At 65.0% G+C, this 16,034-nt stretch carries 14 protein-coding genes; 4 read left to right on the forward strand and 10 right to left on the reverse strand.

The window, feature by feature from the left end:
- Window positions 1–67: 67 nt before the first annotated feature.
- The gene (locus IVA93_RS17060; protein WP_018455134.1) at window positions 68–1,264 is read right to left on the reverse strand and encodes an FAD-dependent monooxygenase; all 1,197 of its coding nucleotides are present in this window, start codon (window positions 1,262–1,264) and stop codon (window positions 68–70) included.
- Between the two features lie 146 nt (window positions 1,265–1,410).
- On the opposite strand from IVA93_RS17060, the gene IVA93_RS17065 reads away from it, so the two are divergent.
- Window positions 1,411–1,887, forward strand: a complete 477-nt coding sequence (locus tag IVA93_RS17065) for a MarR family winged helix-turn-helix transcriptional regulator (protein ID WP_051112981.1) — start codon at window positions 1,411–1,413, stop codon at window positions 1,885–1,887.
- Here the strand turns inward: IVA93_RS17065 and IVA93_RS17070 are convergent.
- The 3 genes from IVA93_RS17070 to IVA93_RS17080 all read right to left on the reverse strand — a co-directional run bounded on the left by IVA93_RS17070 (window position 1,856) and on the right by IVA93_RS17080 (window position 6,097).
- A complete protein-coding gene (locus IVA93_RS17070) occupies window positions 1,856–3,112 on the reverse strand; it encodes an O-antigen ligase family protein (RefSeq protein ID WP_026232883.1) in 1,257 nt (418 codons plus the stop codon). The two genes, IVA93_RS17065 and IVA93_RS17070, sit on opposite strands and share 32 nt — an antisense overlap.
- 180 nt (window positions 3,113–3,292) lie before the next feature.
- Window positions 3,293–4,843: an undecaprenyl-phosphate glucose phosphotransferase gene (locus IVA93_RS17075; protein WP_018455131.1), complete on the reverse strand. Its 1,551-nt coding sequence runs from the start codon at window positions 4,841–4,843 to the stop codon at window positions 3,293–3,295.
- 120 nt (window positions 4,844–4,963) lie between these two features.
- Window positions 4,964–6,097: a glycosyltransferase family 4 protein gene (locus tag IVA93_RS17080; protein ID WP_026232882.1), complete on the reverse strand. Its 1,134-nt coding sequence runs from the start codon at window positions 6,095–6,097 to the stop codon at window positions 4,964–4,966.
- Window positions 6,098–6,300: 203 nt separating this feature from the next.
- Between IVA93_RS17080 and IVA93_RS17085 the strand changes: the two genes are divergently transcribed.
- Complete coding sequence (locus IVA93_RS17085) at window positions 6,301–8,577, forward strand: GumC family protein (RefSeq protein ID WP_018455129.1); 2,277 nt, start codon at window positions 6,301–6,303, stop codon at window positions 8,575–8,577.
- A 183-nt stretch (window positions 8,578–8,760) separates the two neighbouring features.
- Here IVA93_RS17085 and IVA93_RS17090 read toward each other — a convergent pair whose 3' ends face one another.
- Window positions 8,761–9,942, reverse strand: a complete 1,182-nt coding sequence (locus IVA93_RS17090) for a GNAT family N-acetyltransferase (RefSeq protein WP_018455128.1) — start codon at window positions 9,940–9,942, stop codon at window positions 8,761–8,763.
- Between the two features lie 126 nt (window positions 9,943–10,068).
- Here IVA93_RS17090 and IVA93_RS17095 point away from each other — a divergent pair, with 126 nt between their 5' ends.
- A complete protein-coding gene (locus tag IVA93_RS17095) occupies window positions 10,069–11,112 on the forward strand; it encodes a polysaccharide deacetylase family protein (RefSeq protein WP_247789888.1) in 1,044 nt (347 codons plus the stop codon).
- A 21-nt stretch (window positions 11,113–11,133) separates the two neighbouring features.
- On the opposite strand, the gene IVA93_RS17100 is transcribed toward IVA93_RS17095, so the two are convergent.
- Entirely contained in the window at window positions 11,134–11,355 is a 222-nt protein-coding gene (locus IVA93_RS17100; RefSeq protein WP_007603477.1) for a DUF2842 domain-containing protein, read from the reverse strand.
- Window positions 11,356–11,448: 93 nt separating this feature from the next.
- Here IVA93_RS17100 and IVA93_RS17105 point away from each other — a divergent pair, with 93 nt between their 5' ends.
- Entirely contained in the window at window positions 11,449–12,531 is a 1,083-nt protein-coding gene (locus IVA93_RS17105; RefSeq protein ID WP_018455126.1) for a COX15/CtaA family protein, read from the forward strand.
- Window positions 12,532–12,544: 13 nt separating this feature from the next.
- On the opposite strand, the gene IVA93_RS17110 is transcribed toward IVA93_RS17105, so the two are convergent.
- From IVA93_RS17110 to IVA93_RS17125, 4 genes are all read right to left on the reverse strand, one after another.
- Window positions 12,545–12,889: a hypothetical protein gene (locus IVA93_RS17110; RefSeq protein ID WP_018455125.1), complete on the reverse strand. Its 345-nt coding sequence runs from the start codon at window positions 12,887–12,889 to the stop codon at window positions 12,545–12,547.
- A gap of 121 nt (window positions 12,890–13,010) precedes the next feature.
- On the reverse strand, window positions 13,011–14,291 hold the full coding sequence (locus tag IVA93_RS17115) for an O-acetylhomoserine aminocarboxypropyltransferase (protein WP_018455124.1): 1,281 nt from the start codon (window positions 14,289–14,291) through the stop codon (window positions 13,011–13,013).
- Between the two features lie 138 nt (window positions 14,292–14,429).
- On the reverse strand, window positions 14,430–15,014 hold the full coding sequence (locus IVA93_RS17120; RefSeq protein WP_018455123.1) for a CoA-binding protein: 585 nt from the start codon (window positions 15,012–15,014) through the stop codon (window positions 14,430–14,432).
- Window positions 15,015–15,126: 112 nt separating this feature from the next.
- A complete protein-coding gene (locus IVA93_RS17125; protein ID WP_018455122.1) occupies window positions 15,127–15,951 on the reverse strand; it encodes an enoyl-CoA hydratase in 825 nt (274 codons plus the stop codon).
- Window positions 15,952–16,034: the final 83 nt, after the last annotated feature.

The following is a 16,034-nucleotide window of genomic DNA, read 5'->3' on the forward strand; positions in this document are numbered from 1 at the left end:
GCGGCGTACTGGACGCCCACCCCAGTGCGCAAGTGCGCATAAGGCGGGCATGACAGCGTTCGTGCCACTACACCGCCCGCGCGTCGTAGGCGTACATGAACTCCATGCTTTTCGCGCCCAGCGGCAGCAGCCACTTCATCATCTGATTGCGGATCCACGCGCCGGTGGCGCTGAACTCGCGCTTGTTGTTGCCGTTGCGGCGGGCCATGGCGACGATCTTTTCCGTGCGCGGGCGCCGTTCGGCCTCGAAGGCCTGGAAGGTGGCGCCGAGCTCCCGGCCTTGCTGCATCAACCGGGCGAGGCGCATCGCATCCTCCAGCGCGAGCGAGGCGCCCTGGCCGGCATGGGGGCTGGTCGCATGGGCGGCATCGCCGATCAGCAACGAGCGCTTGCGCGACCAGGTCGGCAGGGTGGCGACGTCGAGCGTGTCGGTGACCACGATGTTCTCGGCTGCCTCGATGATGCCAGGGATCGGATCGTGCCAGCCGCGGTGGAAGCCGCGCAGGTGCTGCTTCAGCGTTGCATGGTCGAGCGCGCGAAACATCGCCGCGTCCATGCCGTGCGCGGGTTGCGTGCTCCACCACATCACGCCGTCGTTCGGATCGGGGCTGCAATAGCCGTAGCCGAAGAAGCCGCTCTGTCCGAACGTGGTTTCGACGTGCCGGCCGATCGGCCGGCCATCGAGGACGGCGTGCGGTACGAAGCCGCCGAAGCCGATCAGTCCGGTATCGAACGGCTGCGGCCCGTCCGGGACGACTTGGCGCCGCGTCACCGAGTGCACGCCGTCGGCGCCGATCACGAAGTCGCCTTCGGCCGTGGTACCGTCGGCGAAGTAGGCGATGATCGGCTGGTCGGCGCGATCCTCGATCTTGATCAGGCGCTTCTCGAAATAGAGCGAAACGCATGCGCACCAGGCCTTGTCGATCAGCATCTCGTTCAGCGTGGCGCGGCAGACATTGACCGCGGGCTGGCCGAAGCGCCGCGCCATGTCGCGATTGATCGAGCCGAGCCTCTCTCCGGCTTGCGAATAGAAGTCGAACGATTCCGCGATCGAGCCGCGGCTGATCAGCTCATTGGAAAGGCCAATCTCGTCCATGACTTGCATGCCGTTCGGCGCGATCTGAAGGCCGCCGCCGATGCCTTTCGAATAGGGCCAGCCTTCGTAGATCGCGGACTCGATGCCGGCGCGGCGCAGCAGGACCGCCGCGACGGGGCCGGCGATGCCGGCGCCGATGATCAGGGCCTTGCGAGGACGATAGGACATGGCTTGCTCCCGACGTTTCCGTGGTGCTAGGAGAATTACAGTCGCTAAATCTCTTAGTCACTAAGATATATATCGACTAAGATACGAGGTTTGCCTTGTCAAGGACGAAGGCGCGCGCCGCGCTGCTGCAGGAGCTCGAGGAGGCGATGCGCAGGTCGTCCGCGCAGGGCGTGCTTTATGGCCAGACCGTTGCGAACGTTGCCGGAATCGCCAATTCCGACCTCGAATGCATGGACATCCTGTACCTCGAAGGCCGCGTCACCGCCGGCCGGCTCGCCGAAGTCACGGGGCTCACGACCGGCGCCATCACCGGCGTGGTCGACCGGCTCGAAAAGGCGGGCCTGGTCCGTCGTGAGCGCGACGATGCCGATCGTCGCAAGGTCTTCATTGCCGTCGTGCCGGAGGCGATCGAAAGGCTCGGCCAGTTCTACGTGCCGATGCAGCAGGCGATGGAGAAGGTTTTTGGCGGCTATTCCGACCAGGAATTGCGCCTGCTGCTGCGCTTCGCCAATGAGGGCTACAAGGGCGTGCTCGCGGCGACCGCGGCGCTGAAGGGCCTGCTCGACACGCCGCCGGAGAAACGCCCCGATCTCAAGCTGAAGAAGCTTCGTCGCCAGACCTAGCCTTGTAGATCTGTGCAGCCGCGATCATGCCCCACATCGCGCCCAGCATCATCCAGAAGTGCCGCCAGTGGTCGGTGTCGATCACGAAGCTTTCGCCGACGGTGCCGACGAAGGCGGAGAACACCGCCAGATAAGCGCGCTGCCAGGGCACGGGCACGAAGATGTGCCTGACACCCATGATGACGGTCGTGAAGACCAGCGCGGGATAGCAGATGCCTGACAGCCAGCCGCCGGACATGAAGGCGTTGAGATAGGAGTTGTGGGTGTCCTCGGGGAAGAAGCGGTGGAATTGCAGAGGGCCGATGCCGAACGGCAGGTCGAGCGCCATCTCCGCTCCCAGGATGTGCCGCCCGAACCGGCCGAAGCGGCCTTCGTCATAGCTCTGATCGAAGCTCGCGCGCTGCTTGAACATCTCGGCGGTGGAATCGAACGACATCAACACCGCGATCAGCGCAAGGCCCAGCACCGCGGCCAGGATCGCCATGACGATGATACGCGAGCGTTGCGCGTTGGTGCGGCTGGTCAGCACCATCAGCGCCAGCATGAAGGCGGATGTCAGCACCAGCCCGCCCCAGGCGGCGCGGGAGAAAGCGAGCAGGATCGCCAGCGACATGATGCCGAAGGCGATGACGTTGCGAAACGCCTTGCCGAACTTGTCGGAGACGACGCTCTGCAGCGAGAACAGTGCCGGCAGGATCAGGAAGGCGCCGAGCACGTTCGGATCCTTGAAGGTGCCGCGCGCGCGTCCGTACAGCGTGAGGAGGTCGTCGCCGCCGGGAACCAGGTGGAAGTAGCCGGCGACCGCCGACAGCGAGGCGACCATCGCGCCGATCACGAGCCCGCGGCGGAGCATATCGAGCCGGGCGGCGGTGTCCTCCGACGTGACCATGGCGAAGAACACGACTGTGACCGCCATGTACCAGGAGGTCGCAATCCAGCTCACCACCTCGGACTGCTCGAACAGCGGGATCGCGCTGATCGTATAGCCGATATTGAGCAGGACCAGCATCAGCACCAGCGGCATCAAAGCGAGCCGCAGACGCAGTCCGGTGGCGAAGAAGGTGACGGTGGCCAGCAGCGTCACGATCTCGTAGGGGCTCGGCTCGATGAACACGATCGCGCCGGAGGCGCCGACCAGCCATACCAGCGCGCGCTGGAGCGCCAACACGCCGGGCGCAGCCCGAACCGCTGCATTCATCTCCCCGGCTGTTGCCGCATACGCCATCACACGCTCATACGTTTACGCAACTGGTACGCCACAAATACCGCTGTCATCGCCCGGCTTGACCGGGCGATCCAGTACTCCGCGGCGTCTATTGCGGAAGCGGCCGGCGCCGCGGAGTACCGGATGCCCCGCCCCAGTGCGCAACAGCGCACAAGGAGGGGCATGACGGAAAAATTCAACTCAATACGCGTTCTCGTTCTTGGTCAGCAGCGAGATCGGCGTCTTCAGCAGAATGACGAGATCGAACAGCACCGACCAGTTCTCGATGTAATAGAGGTCGAACTCGACGCGCTTCTGGATCTTCTCTTCGTTGTCGATCTCACCGCGCCAGCCGTTGATCTGGGCCCAGCCGGTGATGCCGGGCTTGACCCGGTGGCGGGCGAAATAGCCGTCGACGGCTTCGTCGAACAGGCGGCTCTGCAGCTTGCCCTGCACCGCATGCGGACGCGGGCCGACCAAAGAGAGATCGCCGGAGAAGACCACGTTGAAGAGCTGCGGCAGCTCGTCGAGGCTGGTCTTGCGGATGAAGCGGCCGACGCGGGTGACGCGCGAGTCGTTCTTGGTCACGACCTTCGAGGCCGTCGGATCGGCCTGATGATGGTACATTGAGCGGAACTTGTAGACGTCGATGCGCTCGTTGTTGAAGCCGAAGCGCTTTTGGCGGAACAGCACGGGTCCGGGGCTGTCGAGCTTCACGGCCAGCGCCACCAATCCCATCACCGGCAAGGCCACGAGCAGCGCGAGGGTGCCGACCACGCGGTCGAACAGCCATTTCATCACCAGGTCCCAGTCGGTGATCGGCGCCTCGAACACGTCCAGCGTCGGCACCTCGCCGATATAGGAATAGGAGCGGGGGCGGAAGCGCAGCTTGTTGGTGTGTGCGGAGAGGCGGATGTCCACCGGCAGCACCCAGAGCTTCTTCAGCATCTCCAGGATGCGCGTCTCGGCGGAGATCGGCAGCGCGAACAGCACGAGATCGACGCGGGTGCGGCGGGCGAATTCGACGATGTCGTCGACCTTGCCGAGCTTGCGCGCGCCGGCACAGGTGTCGAGCGCGCGGCTGTCGTTGCGGTCGTCGAACACGCCGAGCACATGGATGTCGGAATCCTCCTGCTGCTTCAGCGCCTCGACCAATTGTTCGCCGTTGCGGTCGGAGCCGACGATGATGGTGCGGCGGTCGAGCCGGCCCTCGCGCCCCCAGGCGCGCACCAGCGAGCGCAGCACCAGACGCTCGCAGAGGAGCGCGGCGAGCCCGAGGACGTAAAAGGCGGCAAGCCAGAGCCGCGATATTTCGCTGCCGAACTTGGCGAAGAAGGAGATGCCGATGAACAACAGGAAGACGAACGACCAGGACGAGATCATCCGCGTCATCTGCCGGAGCTGACCGCGGAACAACTGCACCTGATAGATGTCGGCGGCTTGGAAGCAGACCACGGCGGAGACCGCGACGGCGATGATCTGCGCGGGATAGATCCAGCTGAACGAGCCGGCGTGCGGCATGACATAGCCGAGATAGAGTACAATGCCGACGAGGCTCAGCAGCGCGAAATCGGCGAGGCGCACGAAGCCGGTGATCACGATCGGCGAATAGGCGCGGGCGACCTTCTGGTTGACGACGTCGAGCGCGGCGGCCGAGAGCCGTTGACGCCGCTCCACAAAGGGCCGGTCAGCCGGCTTCGCCGCGGCGCTGGTCGCGGCATCGAGCATCGAGCGTGCGTTGAGCGGTTCCACGGGCGTCCACGTCCATTCCAAAAACCCGCGGGCCACGTCCTTGCGTCCCGGGCGAGCATCCCCTGGCGCTTGGGTTATCGGACAAATCGGAAGATTCTCTAAAGCGGGTCTTAAGAATGGTTAGTGATTGGTAAATGCGTCGCGATAGCCCGCGAGCACGCCCTCGACCATCGCCTGCTGCGAGAAATGCGCGGAGATGCGCTCGCGAAGCGACAAGGCGCGCTGCGCTGTTCCCAGCGGATTGTCGAGCGCGGCCGCGATCGCCTCCGCCATGGCTTCCGCGTTGCTCGGCGCAAACAGAGCCGGGTTCTCCGCGCCGAAAATCTCGGGAATGCCGCCGATCTTGGACGCAATCATCGGTATCCCGGCGGCACCGGCCTCGATCACGACATAGGGCATGGAATCGCCACGCGAGGGAACGACCAGCAGCCGCCCCTTGGAAAAGCCGTAGCGTGCCTTGACGTGACCGATGAAGCGGATGGCGCTGGAGAGGCCGAGCCTCTCGACTTGCGCTTTGAGCGCCGCGGTCTCCTCGCCGTCACCGCCGAGCGTCAGCGTGACCTTCTTACCGCCCTCGTGCAGGCGCGCCACCGCGTCGACCAGCAGATCGGCGCCCTTGATGTGCCTGAACTCACCGACATAAGCGAGGTCGGTGGCGTCGTCGGCCATGACGACAGGTTCGAATTCCTCCGGCGTCACGCCGTTGAAGACGCAATGCACCACGCCCTTCGGCTTGCCGACGATGCGCTGATAGGTGTCGCGGGCAAACGCGCTTTCGAACAGGAACAGGTCGGTCGCGTCCATCAGCGCACGCTCGAGCCGCGCGTAAAACTCGCCCTTGAGGGTGTTGAGGGGATAATGCAGCGAGCCGCCATGCGGGGTGTAGATGCGGATGGTGTCGTCGGATCGCCGCCGCATGCGGATGAAAGCGCCGGCCTTGGCGCCGTGGCCATGCATGACGTCGGGCTTGAGCGTGGCGATCAGGCGCCGCAAGCGGAACCAGACCAGCACATCGTCGGGCGACGGTTCGCGGCGGATCGCCATCCGGTGCACGCCGAGCTTCAGCCGCGGTGCGAGCTCGGCAAGGGCCTTGTCGGCGCGCTCACCGCCGGTGAGACTGTCGGCGAGGATGCCGACATGATGGCCACGATCGACCTGGCCGTTGGCGACGTCGAGGATGTGGCGGAAGATGCCGCCGACCGGAGCGCGCACGGCGTGCAGGATGCGAAGCGGCTGGTCGGGAGAGGGGGGCATGATCAAAACCAGCGCTCGACGGCGAATGCTCGAACAATCTGACGAAATATCGAGACGGATTAAGAGGCCTCGTGGTTAACAAACGGTGACGGACGCACCTGCGCGAGCCGCCCGACGCTGCGATTAACCCAGCGGCAACCTTAATGGAGTGTAATCGCCCTGGTTGAGGTAGGTTCGTGGCGTTGCGCCTGCGGGAGTGTTCGATGCGTTTAGCGTTCTGGCGTGCCGGCAAGGACAAGGCGGTGGTCAAGCGGGCTGTCTCGAAGGCAGCAGCCAAGCGGGCTGAACTCGAGTCCAGCTTTGAAGCAAAGCCTGCGCCCGTTGCTCCGCGGCCGGCGCCAGTCGAATCCGGCGACATCGACCTGCACGCGCTCGGCGCGGCATTGGCGCGCAAGCGCGGCTGGATCATCGTTCCGACGGTGCTGGCGCTCGTCGCATCCATCGCAATCGTCAATCTCATCACGCCGCGCTACAAGTCTGAATCCCGTATCCTGATCGACGGCCGTGAGAACGTGTTTCTGCGGCCCAATAGCGATCGCGCCGAGGAACGGCAGGCGCTCGACGCCGAAGCCGTCACCAGCCAGGTGCAGCTCGTGCTGTCGCGCGATCTCGCGCGCGAGATCATCAAGAAGAACAAGCTTGCGGAGCGGCCCGAGTTCGATCCGGTGCTGCAAGGCGTTTCGCCGCTGAAGTCTCTTGCGGCGCTGGTCGGCATCGGCCGCGATCCGTTCTCGATGACGCCGGAAGAGCGGGTGCTGGACGCCTATTACGAGCGCCTCCAGGCCTACGCTGTCGACAAGTCACGCGTCATCGTGATCGAATTCCAGTCTGCCGATCCCGATCTCGCCGTGCGCGTCGCCAATTCGATCGCCGACGGCTATCTCGTGCTCCAGCAGGATGCGCGCCAGGACCAGGCCCGAAACGCCAGCCAGTGGTATGCCGGCAGGATCGACGAGCTGCGACGGAATGTCTCCGAGGCCGAAGCGAAGGCCGAGGACTTCCGCTCCAAGTCGAGCCTGTTCGTCGGCACCAACAACACGACGCTATCGAACCAGCAGATGGGCGAGGTCAACACCCAGCTCAACAATGCGCGCGCGCTCAAGGCCGATGCCGAGTCCAAGGCGCGCCTGATCCGCGAGATGATCCAGAGCGGCAAACCGATCGAATCGTCGGAAATCTTGAACTCGGAATCGATGCGCACGCCTTCGCAGCAGCGCGTGGCGTTGCGGGCCCAGCTGGCCGAGCAATCGTCGACGTTGCTCGGCAACCATCCGCGCATCAAGGAGTTGAAGGCGCAGCTCGCCGACCTCGACACCCAGATCCGCGACGAGGCCGCCAAGCTCGCCCGCACGCTCGAAAACGATGCGCGCGCCGCCAGCGGGCGCGTTCAGGAATTGTCGGCGAGCCTCGAGCAGCTCAAGAAGCAGGCGACGGCCACCAACGGCCAGGACGTGCAGCTCCGCGCCCTCGAGCGTGAGGCCAAGGCGCAGCGCGACCTGCTCGAAACCTATCTCGCGAAGTACCGTGAGGCCAACACCCGCGAGACCATCGACACCGCGCCGACGGATGGCCGCATCATCTCGCGCGCCGTCGTCTCGAACACGCCGGCCTATCCGAAGAAGCTGCCGATCGTGCTGATCGCGACGATCGCGACACTGCTGCTCTCGTCCGGCGTCGTCGTCACCGGAGAGTTGTTGCGCCAGACCGCGCCCCGTGCGGTGGCGGTGTTCACGCCAGCCCTGACGCGGGCGTCGGCTCGCCAGGAACAAATCGTCCAACCGGAGGTCGTCGAGCCCTTCGCCGATCCGGTCGTCGATCCCGTCATGGCAGAACCCGCGCCGCTGCAGCCGGAGATGACGGCCGATGCCGATGTCGCCGAATTCGCGGAGATCGAGCATCTGGCCGACAGCCTGCGCGCCGCCGGAGCCATGGCGAAGAAGGTCACGGTGCTCGGCACTGCGAGCGGCGAAGCCATCACGCTGTCGACCCTGACATTGGCCCGGCACCTGGCGCGCGATGCGCGGGTCGTCGTGGTCGATCTCGCCGCGTCCTCGCCGACCATGGCCGCCGTGTCCGTCGATGCCTCGGCACGCGGCCTCGCCGAACTGATGCAGGGCGAGGCGTCGTTCGCGCAGATCATCACCCGGGACAAGCTCTCGCGGCTGCATCTGGTCATGGCAGGCCGCCCCGGCTTCGATCGCAGCCTGTTGCAGTCGCCCCGCGTGACGCTCGCGATCGACGCGCTGCTGCGCGCCTACGACCACGTGCTGCTCGATGCCGGCAGTGCCTCCGACCTTCCTGCGGAGCTCCTGACGGCGAATGCCCGCGCCGTCGTCGTGCCCGACGCGTCGATGGCGCCGGATGCGCGCGCACTGATGTGCGAGCAGCTCAGCGCCGTCGGATTCAATGAAGTGACGATGCTGAGCAGGTCCGTGCAGCCGTCGGATGCGAGGGACGCGCCGCGCGTCGTGGCGGCGTAGGCGTTTCTTACCCTCTCCCCCTGTGGGAGAGGGTGGCTCGCCGCGATAGCGGCGAGACGGGTGAGGGGTCTCTCTCCGCGCGTGCCTCTCGCATTTTGACTTGCTGATACAACCCCTCATCCGGCGCTTCGCGCCACCTTCTCCCACAAGGGGAGAAGGTGGGCAGTCGTGCAATCGCGAGAGCTACCCGAACGCTCGCCGCAGCCGCTGCGCCAGGTCGAACAACATCTGGTTCTGTTTCACCAGCCGCTTGCCGTGGCTCAGCGAGGACATCGCCATGGCCGCGAGCTTTCCGCGTGACGTCAGCGGAACGAAACTGTCGAAGATGTCCTGGTCGTCCTTGCAGAACATCCGCTTGTACTCGTCCGAGCCGATGCCGAGGTCGAGCGAGCGGTAGCCGCGCTCGGCGCAGCGGTCGATGATGTAGCGCATCAGGATCAGCCCGGGGCTGTAGCGGGCGTGCTCGGACATCGTGTAGGTGTTGAACATCATCGAGAAGCGCTGGCCGTCGGCGACGCCAGCGAAGATTGCGATCACCTCGTCGTCGCATTCGAGCGCGTGGATGTCGATGACGCGGCCGTCGCCGCGTGGTGCAAGGCAGGCGCTGCGGACGAATTGCTCGACGCCGGGCTCTGCGAAGACGTTGGGCAGCTTCTGTTCGGCCATCCGAGCCGGCTTGATACGGAAGAACCAGTCGAGCAGGCGGGTGATGTCCGCATCGGTGGTCGCCAAATGATAGCGATGGCCGGCGAGCGCCTGGAGCTTCTTCTCCTTGCTCTTGAGGCGGCGGCGGAAGGAGTTGCTGATCCGCGATGCCGGCGGACCGCCCGGTTCCATCGTGAGCAGCGGGCAGCCGTTGATCGCGCTTTGGCGTGGCAAATGCGCGAACGGGTTCTGCTGGTCGTTCCAGTGCAGCGGCTGCTGCGTCAGTGCGAGCACGTCGGCATGTTCGTTGAGCGGCGCAAGCAGCGCGTCGAGATCACCGCTGGCGACCTGCGCTGCAAATTCGGCGTTCCACAAGCCCATGTTGAAGGTCGTATGCTTGCCGCCCATGAAGCAGGCGGTGCGCACGCCGTGGCTTTGGCGCAGCGAGAGCGGCAGCAGCAGCAGCGGCCGATGCTCGGAGTCGCGGGCAATGACGATAAAGGGGCGGGCGCGTTCCTGCTCGCCGACCAGACGCTGCCAGGGACTGAGCAGATCAAATCGCTGATAGGGCGTGAAGAGATGACCGGGCTGCTCGAAGGCGCGCCAGACGGCCTCGGCCGCGCCGAGATCGGTCACGATATCGACATGCGCGATGCGGCCCGCTTTCGACTGCGCTGGCAATTCTGCCGTCCGGCTTTGCATCGCCGCAGCCATGGTCATTCGCGAACCTGTCGAGAAATCAAAAATATGCGTAATTCGGCCTGTGGCCGACCTTTGCAAAGAAATGTCAACAAAGGGTAATGACTACAAGAGGGGACCGGCCGCCGACGGGCGCGAGGTGGGACATTGGCATCCGACGACAGATGGCTGGAACGGCTGCGACTTGAGCTGACCTGGTTCACGGGCCAGGCTGCGCTGCGCAGTCGTGGAGCCGGCGCCATCCTGCGCTTTGCGCATGTGCTGTCGCGCCGGCGCGGCGGGTTTCAGCCGCTGCGCGAGAACGAGATCACGCCGCATTTCCTCGATCGCGCCATTCGCGCGCTGAAGCGGTGGAACTATGATTTCGTCGGCATGGACGAGGTCTGCCGGCGCGCGGTGACGCTGTCGGAACAGCGGCGCTTCGTGGCACTCACCTTCGACGGCGCCGGCAAGGATCTGATCGACTTTGCCTATCCGGTGCTGGCGCGCCACGCCGTGCCCTTCACGATCTATGTGCCCACGGCGTTTCCCGACGGCGTCGGTGAGGCCTGGTGGCTCGGACTCGAACAGGTGATCGCGCGCGAGAGCCGTGTCAGTCTCTTGATGGGCGAGAAGGAGCAGCGCTTCACTGTGACTGGCAACGCGGAGAAGCAGGCGCTGTTTTCGTTCCTCGAGGCCTGGCTGCGCTCGCTGCCGCCGGCGGATGTGTCGGCTGCGATCGCAGACCTCTGCACGCGCTACCGGGTCGACCTTGCCGCGCTCTCACGCCAGGCATCGATGAATTGGGAGGATCTGGCAAGGCTTTCGGCCGATCCGCTGGTGACAATCGGCAGTGCGACCGTGAACTATCCCGTTCTCGCCAACATGAAGGATGCGGCCGCACTGCGCGAGATGACGATGGGCAAGGCGGTGGCGGAGGCGGCCTTCGATCGCGACATCCGGCATCTCGCCTTTCCGTTCGGTGATCGCGCCTCGTTCCGGCGCAGCCATGTCATCATGGCGGAGGAGGCGGGCTTTGCCAGCGCGGTGACGACGATCCCGGGCGTGGTGGACGCGGAGGGACGCACCAATCTGCGCGCGCTGCCGCGCATTTCCTGGGACGGCCGGGTGCGCTCGCTGCGCATGATGCGGGTGCTGGTGTCGGGGGTCGCTTTTGCGCCGGTGAAGCCGACTGGCACTGCTGGGACCTAGAAGCGCTACGAACTGGAAGCGCTACGAACTCGACTTGGCCCGGTCCGGCCGCTGCATCCAGCTCACGATCGGCATCGCCGGCAGCACCCAGCCCATGCCGACCACCACGTAGTAGATCGCCTGCCGCCAGCCGGATTCGGCGATCCACGGCATCTGCGCCAGCGCCATGCCGAGCAGTGCCCAGACGGTGGCGAGCACCAGGAGCAGGATGGTGCCGAGGAACTTGCGAGTGCGGATCGTCATGACGGAATATCGCGGCTTTCGCGTAACTTGCGCTGCGGGAGCGGGGGACTATAAGGGGCACGCAGTCCGGTTCAAGCTCTGGTTTTGCCTCGAATGACGACGAATTCCGCCCCGTCCGAGCCGTATCGCGCCGTGCGCTGGTGGCTGATCTCAGTGGCTGCGCTGATCGCGCTGATGGTGCTGGTCGGAGGCGCAACGCGGCTGACGGAATCCGGGCTCTCGATCGTCGAGTGGAAGCCGGTCACGGGCAGCGTGCCGCCACTTTCGGAAGCGCAGTGGACGGCGGCCTTCGAGGCCTACAAGACGATCCCGCAATATCGCGAACTCAACGCCGGCATGAGCCTGTCCGAGTTCAAGGAGATCTTCTGGTGGGAATGGAGCCATCGGCTGCTCGGCCGTTTCATCGGCGTCGCCTATCTGTTGCCGTTCCTGTTCTTCCTCTGGCGCGGCGGCCTGTCCGGTGAGTTGAAGCGGCGGCTGTGGCTATTGTTTGGGCTCGGCGGCCTCCAGGGCGCGGTCGGCTGGTGGATGGTGGCCTCGGGGCTGTCCGAACGCGTCGAGGTGTCGCAATATCGGCTGGCGACACATCTTATGCTCGCGCTCGTGATCTTCGCCGGCATCGTCTGGACGGTGCGGCGGCTCGCCGGGCGTCCGCAGATCGCAGCATCGTCGCGGCTGCGCTTTACCAGCGCCTTGCTCCTCGCGGTGACCTTTATCCAGATCTATTTTGGTGCTCTGGTTGCGGGCCTGCGCGCCGGCCGCGCCTACAACACCTGGCCGCAGATCGACGGCGCGTTCATTCCCTCAGGGGAGCGGCTGTGGTTCGAGACGCCGTGGTGGCGCAACATGTTCGACAATGTGCTGACGGTGCAGTTCGAGCACCGGATGACGGCCTATGCGCTGTTCGCGCTGGCGGCGTTGCACGCGTTCGACGCCGTGCGTTCACGCGCGGGTTCGGCGGCAAGCGGCGCGCTTTTGCTGCTGGGCGCGGTCAGCCTGCAAGCATTGCTCGGCATCCTCACGCTGCTCAACCAGGTGCCGATCGATCTCGCGCTCGCGCATCAGGCAGTCGCCATCGTGGTGCTGACGCTTGCGGTGATGCAGACAGAGCGGCTCGCGACGCGTGGCGCAACCGAAGCGCAGCCGCGCGCCGTTCCCGTCGGTCAGGCCGGCTGATCGGATCTGCTCTTCAGCAATAGCCGTAGATGCCGCACGAGTAGGGCAGGCGCCAGAAATAATCGACCTGCTTCCCGCCGTAATACGCGCCCTGGTAATCGTAGTCCCAGGGGCGGCCGTAATAGCCCGGCAGCGTGTGCGAGCCCGGCAGCAGTGGCGTACCCGGTAAATTGCGGATGTAGCTGCCGATGCCGTAGGCCGGCGAGATCAGCGCATCCGGATCGGTCTCGACATAGACCTGCGGCAGTTCCTGCGGCGGAGCGGCGGCCCGCCGCCTCGGCGTGGCCGGCAGATCGGCGGCGAACGCAGCTGAGACTGTCAACATCGCCGCAAGGGCAGGCACCATCCAGCGCAGCATCGTCGGCTCCGAATCAAAGGGGGCGATCCAGTGACGATGTATGCGGCAGATATGGTTAATGACTGTTAACTGGAGCCGGACTCCCGGGGCACATCAAAGCGCCCCGGAATGTCCAGGACAGCTACGTGCCCAGTGCCTGTTCCAGATCGGCGATCAAATCTTCCTTGTCCTCGATGCCGATCGAGAGCCGCACCACGTCGGGGCCGGCGCCGGACTTGACCTTGGCGGCGTCGTCGAGCTGGCTGTGCGTGGTCGAGGCCGGATGGATGACCAGCGAGCGGGTGTCGCCGACATTGGCCAGATGCGAGAACAGCTGCAACTTCGACACCAGGCTGACGCCGGCATCGTAGCCGCCCTTCAGGCTGAAGGTGAACACGGCGCCGGCACCCTTCGGCGCGTATTTGCGCGCGAGCTGGTTGTACTTGTCGCTTGCAAGGCCCGCATAGTTCACCGCGGCCACCGCCGGATGGCCGGCGAGGAATTCGGCGACCGCTTTCGCGTTGTCGCAGTGCTTCTGCATACGCAGCGGCAATGTCTCGATGCCGGTGAGGATCATGAAGGCGTTGAATGGCGACAGCGCGGGTCCGAGGTCGCGCAGGCCGAGCACGCGGCAGGCGATCGCGAAGGCGAAATTGCCAAACGTCTCCTGCAGCCGGATGCCGTGATATTCGGGCCGCGGCTCCGATAACATCGGATATTTGCCGCCGGTCGACCAGTCGAAAGTGCCGGCATCGACGATGATGCCGCCGATCGAATTGCCGTGGCCGCCGAGAAATTTCGTCAGCGAGTGCACGACGATGTCGGCGCCGTGGTCGATCGGGCGGATCAGATAGGGTGAGGCCAGCGTATTGTCGACGATGAGCGGTACGCCCGCCTTGCGCCCCACCGTCGAGATCGCCTCGATGTCGGTGATGCTGCCGGCGGGATTGGCGATGGACTCGATGAAGATCGCTTTCGTGCGCGGCGTGACCGCGCGTTCGAAGCTCGCGATGTCGTCGGGATCGGCCCACACCACGTTCCAGCCGAAGCTCTTGAACGCGTGGGTGAACTGGTTGATCGAGCCGCCATAAAGCTTTCGCGCGGCGATGAACTCGTCGCCGGGCTGGAGCAATTGCTGCAACACCACGACCTGCGCGGCATGGCCCGAGGCCACCGCCAGCGCGGCCGTGCCGCCTTCGAGCGCCGCGACGCGCTCTTCCAGCACGGCGTTGGTGGGATTGCCGATGCGGGTATAGATGTTGCCGAAGGCCTGCAGGCCGAACAGAGAGGCGGCGTGGTCGGCGTCGTTGAAGACGAACGACGTCGTTTGATAGATCGGAGTCGCGCGCGCACCAGTGGTGGGATCGGGCTGTGCACCGGCATGCACGGCGAGGGTCGAAAATCCCGGAAGGCGATCGCTCATTGAGGGCGTCCTGTTCTCGTGGTCTGAAATCGCGCGGCATGCTGATTGGCGCCGCGGCTGCCGTCAAGGCGCGGCTTCACATCGAAACGATCGTGCTACGCATTGTCGCGTTCGCGAAATGAAACCTTCGCAATTGCGTCAGCTTTGCTCGGTCTTGTTTTTGGCGGCGCGGTCCGATGCCGCAGTGTCGCCGCCGCCGACACTCATCCGATTGAGGGATAGCCGCATGCCCTGCGTCGGCACCGGAGCGCGTTTCGAGCTCAGCGTGCGTGAATTGACGCCCATCCACGAGATCTCCGACGACAGGCGGCCATATTCGATCTTGGGGCAGCGGTTCATCACCACCTTGATACCGACCGATTCCGCCTTCAGCGCCGCCGCATCGTCGCGCGCCCCCAACTGCATCCAGATCACCATCGGCAGCGGATCGAGCGTGAGGGCTTCCTCGACCACGGGCATGATGTGGCTGGAGTTGCGGAAAATGTCGATCATGTCGACGGGACGGCCGATGTCGGACAGCGAGGCGACGAAGGGTTTTCCGAGCAGCTCCTTGCCGACATGGCCGGGATTGACTGGGATCATGTCGTAGCCACGCTGGGCCAGATATTTGAACGCGAAATAGCTCGGCCGCACGTTGGCCGGCGAGGCGCCGACCATCGCGATCGATTTCACGTTGTTGAGGATGCCCCGGATGTAATTGTCGGGATAGGCGTCGTGGTTCATTGGCTCATCTTTTCGGGCTCACGCCGTCATTGCGAGGAGCGAAGCGACGAAGCAATCCAGTCTGTCTCCGAGGAGGGATTCTGGATTGCTTCGCTTCGCTCGCAATGACGAATTACTCATCCCGCCATGTCGGCGTGCGCTTCTCGATGAAGGCGCCGATGCCTTCCTCGGCGTCGCGCGCCATCATGTTCTCGGTCATCACCTCTGCCGCATAGCGATAGGCATCTGCAAGGTTCATCTCGGCCTGGCGGTAGAACGCCTCCTTGCCGAGCTTGACGGTATAGGCGGATTTCAGCGCGACCTGTTCGGCGAGCGCAATGGCGGCATGGCGCTCGTTGCCGGCGGCGACGACACGATTGACGAGCCCGATCTCGCGGGCGCGTGCGGCCGGGATCGGCTCGCCTGTCAGCAACATCTCCATCGCCTGCTTGCGCGGCACATTGCGCGACAGCGCCACCATTGGCGTCGAGCAGAACAGGCCGATGTCGACGCCGGGAGTGGCGAAGTGTGCTGCTTCCGAGGCGATCGCGAGATCGCAGCTTGCCACGAGTTGGCAGCCGGCCGCGGTCGCGATGCCCTGGACGGATGCGACCACGGGCTTGGGCAGGTGCACGATCGCCTGCATCATCGCGCTGCAGGCGGTCATCATCTCGGCGAAGAAGGCACGGCCCCGATCCGGATCGGCGCGACGCGCGGTCAGCTCCTTCATGTCGTGGCCGGCGGAGAAGGCGGGACCGTTGGCCGCGATCACGACGCCGCGGACGGTCTTGTCGTCGCGGATCTCGTTGAGCTCGGCGTGCAGGCTTGCGATCATCGCCGCCGACAGGCTGTTGCGGGCGGTCGGGCGGTTGAGGGTCAGGACCGCGATAGGGCCGACGGTCTCGCGCAGCAGGATCGGCAGTTGCGGGGAGGGGGCGCGGGCGGCCTGGACGGACATCAAAGCGTTTCCGGTTGGATTTTTGCGATTGGATGACGCAGATAACTTAATGTAACAGGGGACGTGAAGCGAGGGTGAGGGGC

Origin of the sequence: Bradyrhizobium sp. 155 (assembly GCF_023101105.1) — a bacterium.
Lineage (GTDB): Bacteria > Pseudomonadota > Alphaproteobacteria > Rhizobiales > Xanthobacteraceae > Bradyrhizobium > Bradyrhizobium canariense_D.

Coding starts and splice junctions, on each gene's coding strand:
- IVA93_RS17115 (WP_018455124.1), bottom strand. CDS start 14,291: ATGAGCGATCGCCTTCCGGGATTTTCGACCCTCGCCGTGCATGCCGGT.
- IVA93_RS17090 (WP_018455128.1), bottom strand. CDS start 9,942: ATGACCATGGCTGCGGCGATGCAAAGCCGGACGGCAGAATTGCCAGCG.
- IVA93_RS17080 (WP_026232882.1), bottom strand. CDS start 6,097: ATGCCCCCCTCTCCCGACCAGCCGCTTCGCATCCTGCACGCCGTGCGC.
- IVA93_RS17120 (WP_018455123.1), bottom strand. CDS start 15,014: ATGAACCACGACGCCTATCCCGACAATTACATCCGGGGCATCCTCAAC.
- IVA93_RS17110 (WP_018455125.1), bottom strand. CDS start 12,889: ATGCTGCGCTGGATGGTGCCTGCCCTTGCGGCGATGTTGACAGTCTCA.
- IVA93_RS17060 (WP_018455134.1), bottom strand. CDS start 1,264: ATGTCCTATCGTCCTCGCAAGGCCCTGATCATCGGCGCCGGCATCGCC.
- IVA93_RS17085 (WP_018455129.1), top strand. CDS start 6,301: ATGCGTTTAGCGTTCTGGCGTGCCGGCAAGGACAAGGCGGTGGTCAAG.
- IVA93_RS17125 (WP_018455122.1), bottom strand. CDS start 15,951: ATGTCCGTCCAGGCCGCCCGCGCCCCCTCCCCGCAACTGCCGATCCTG.
- IVA93_RS17070 (WP_026232883.1), bottom strand. CDS start 3,112: ATGGCGTATGCGGCAACAGCCGGGGAGATGAATGCAGCGGTTCGGGCT.
- IVA93_RS17065 (WP_051112981.1), top strand. CDS start 1,411: ATGCGCAGGTCGTCCGCGCAGGGCGTGCTTTATGGCCAGACCGTTGCG.
- IVA93_RS17105 (WP_018455126.1), top strand. CDS start 11,449: ATGACGACGAATTCCGCCCCGTCCGAGCCGTATCGCGCCGTGCGCTGG.
- IVA93_RS17100 (WP_007603477.1), bottom strand. CDS start 11,355: ATGACGATCCGCACTCGCAAGTTCCTCGGCACCATCCTGCTCCTGGTG.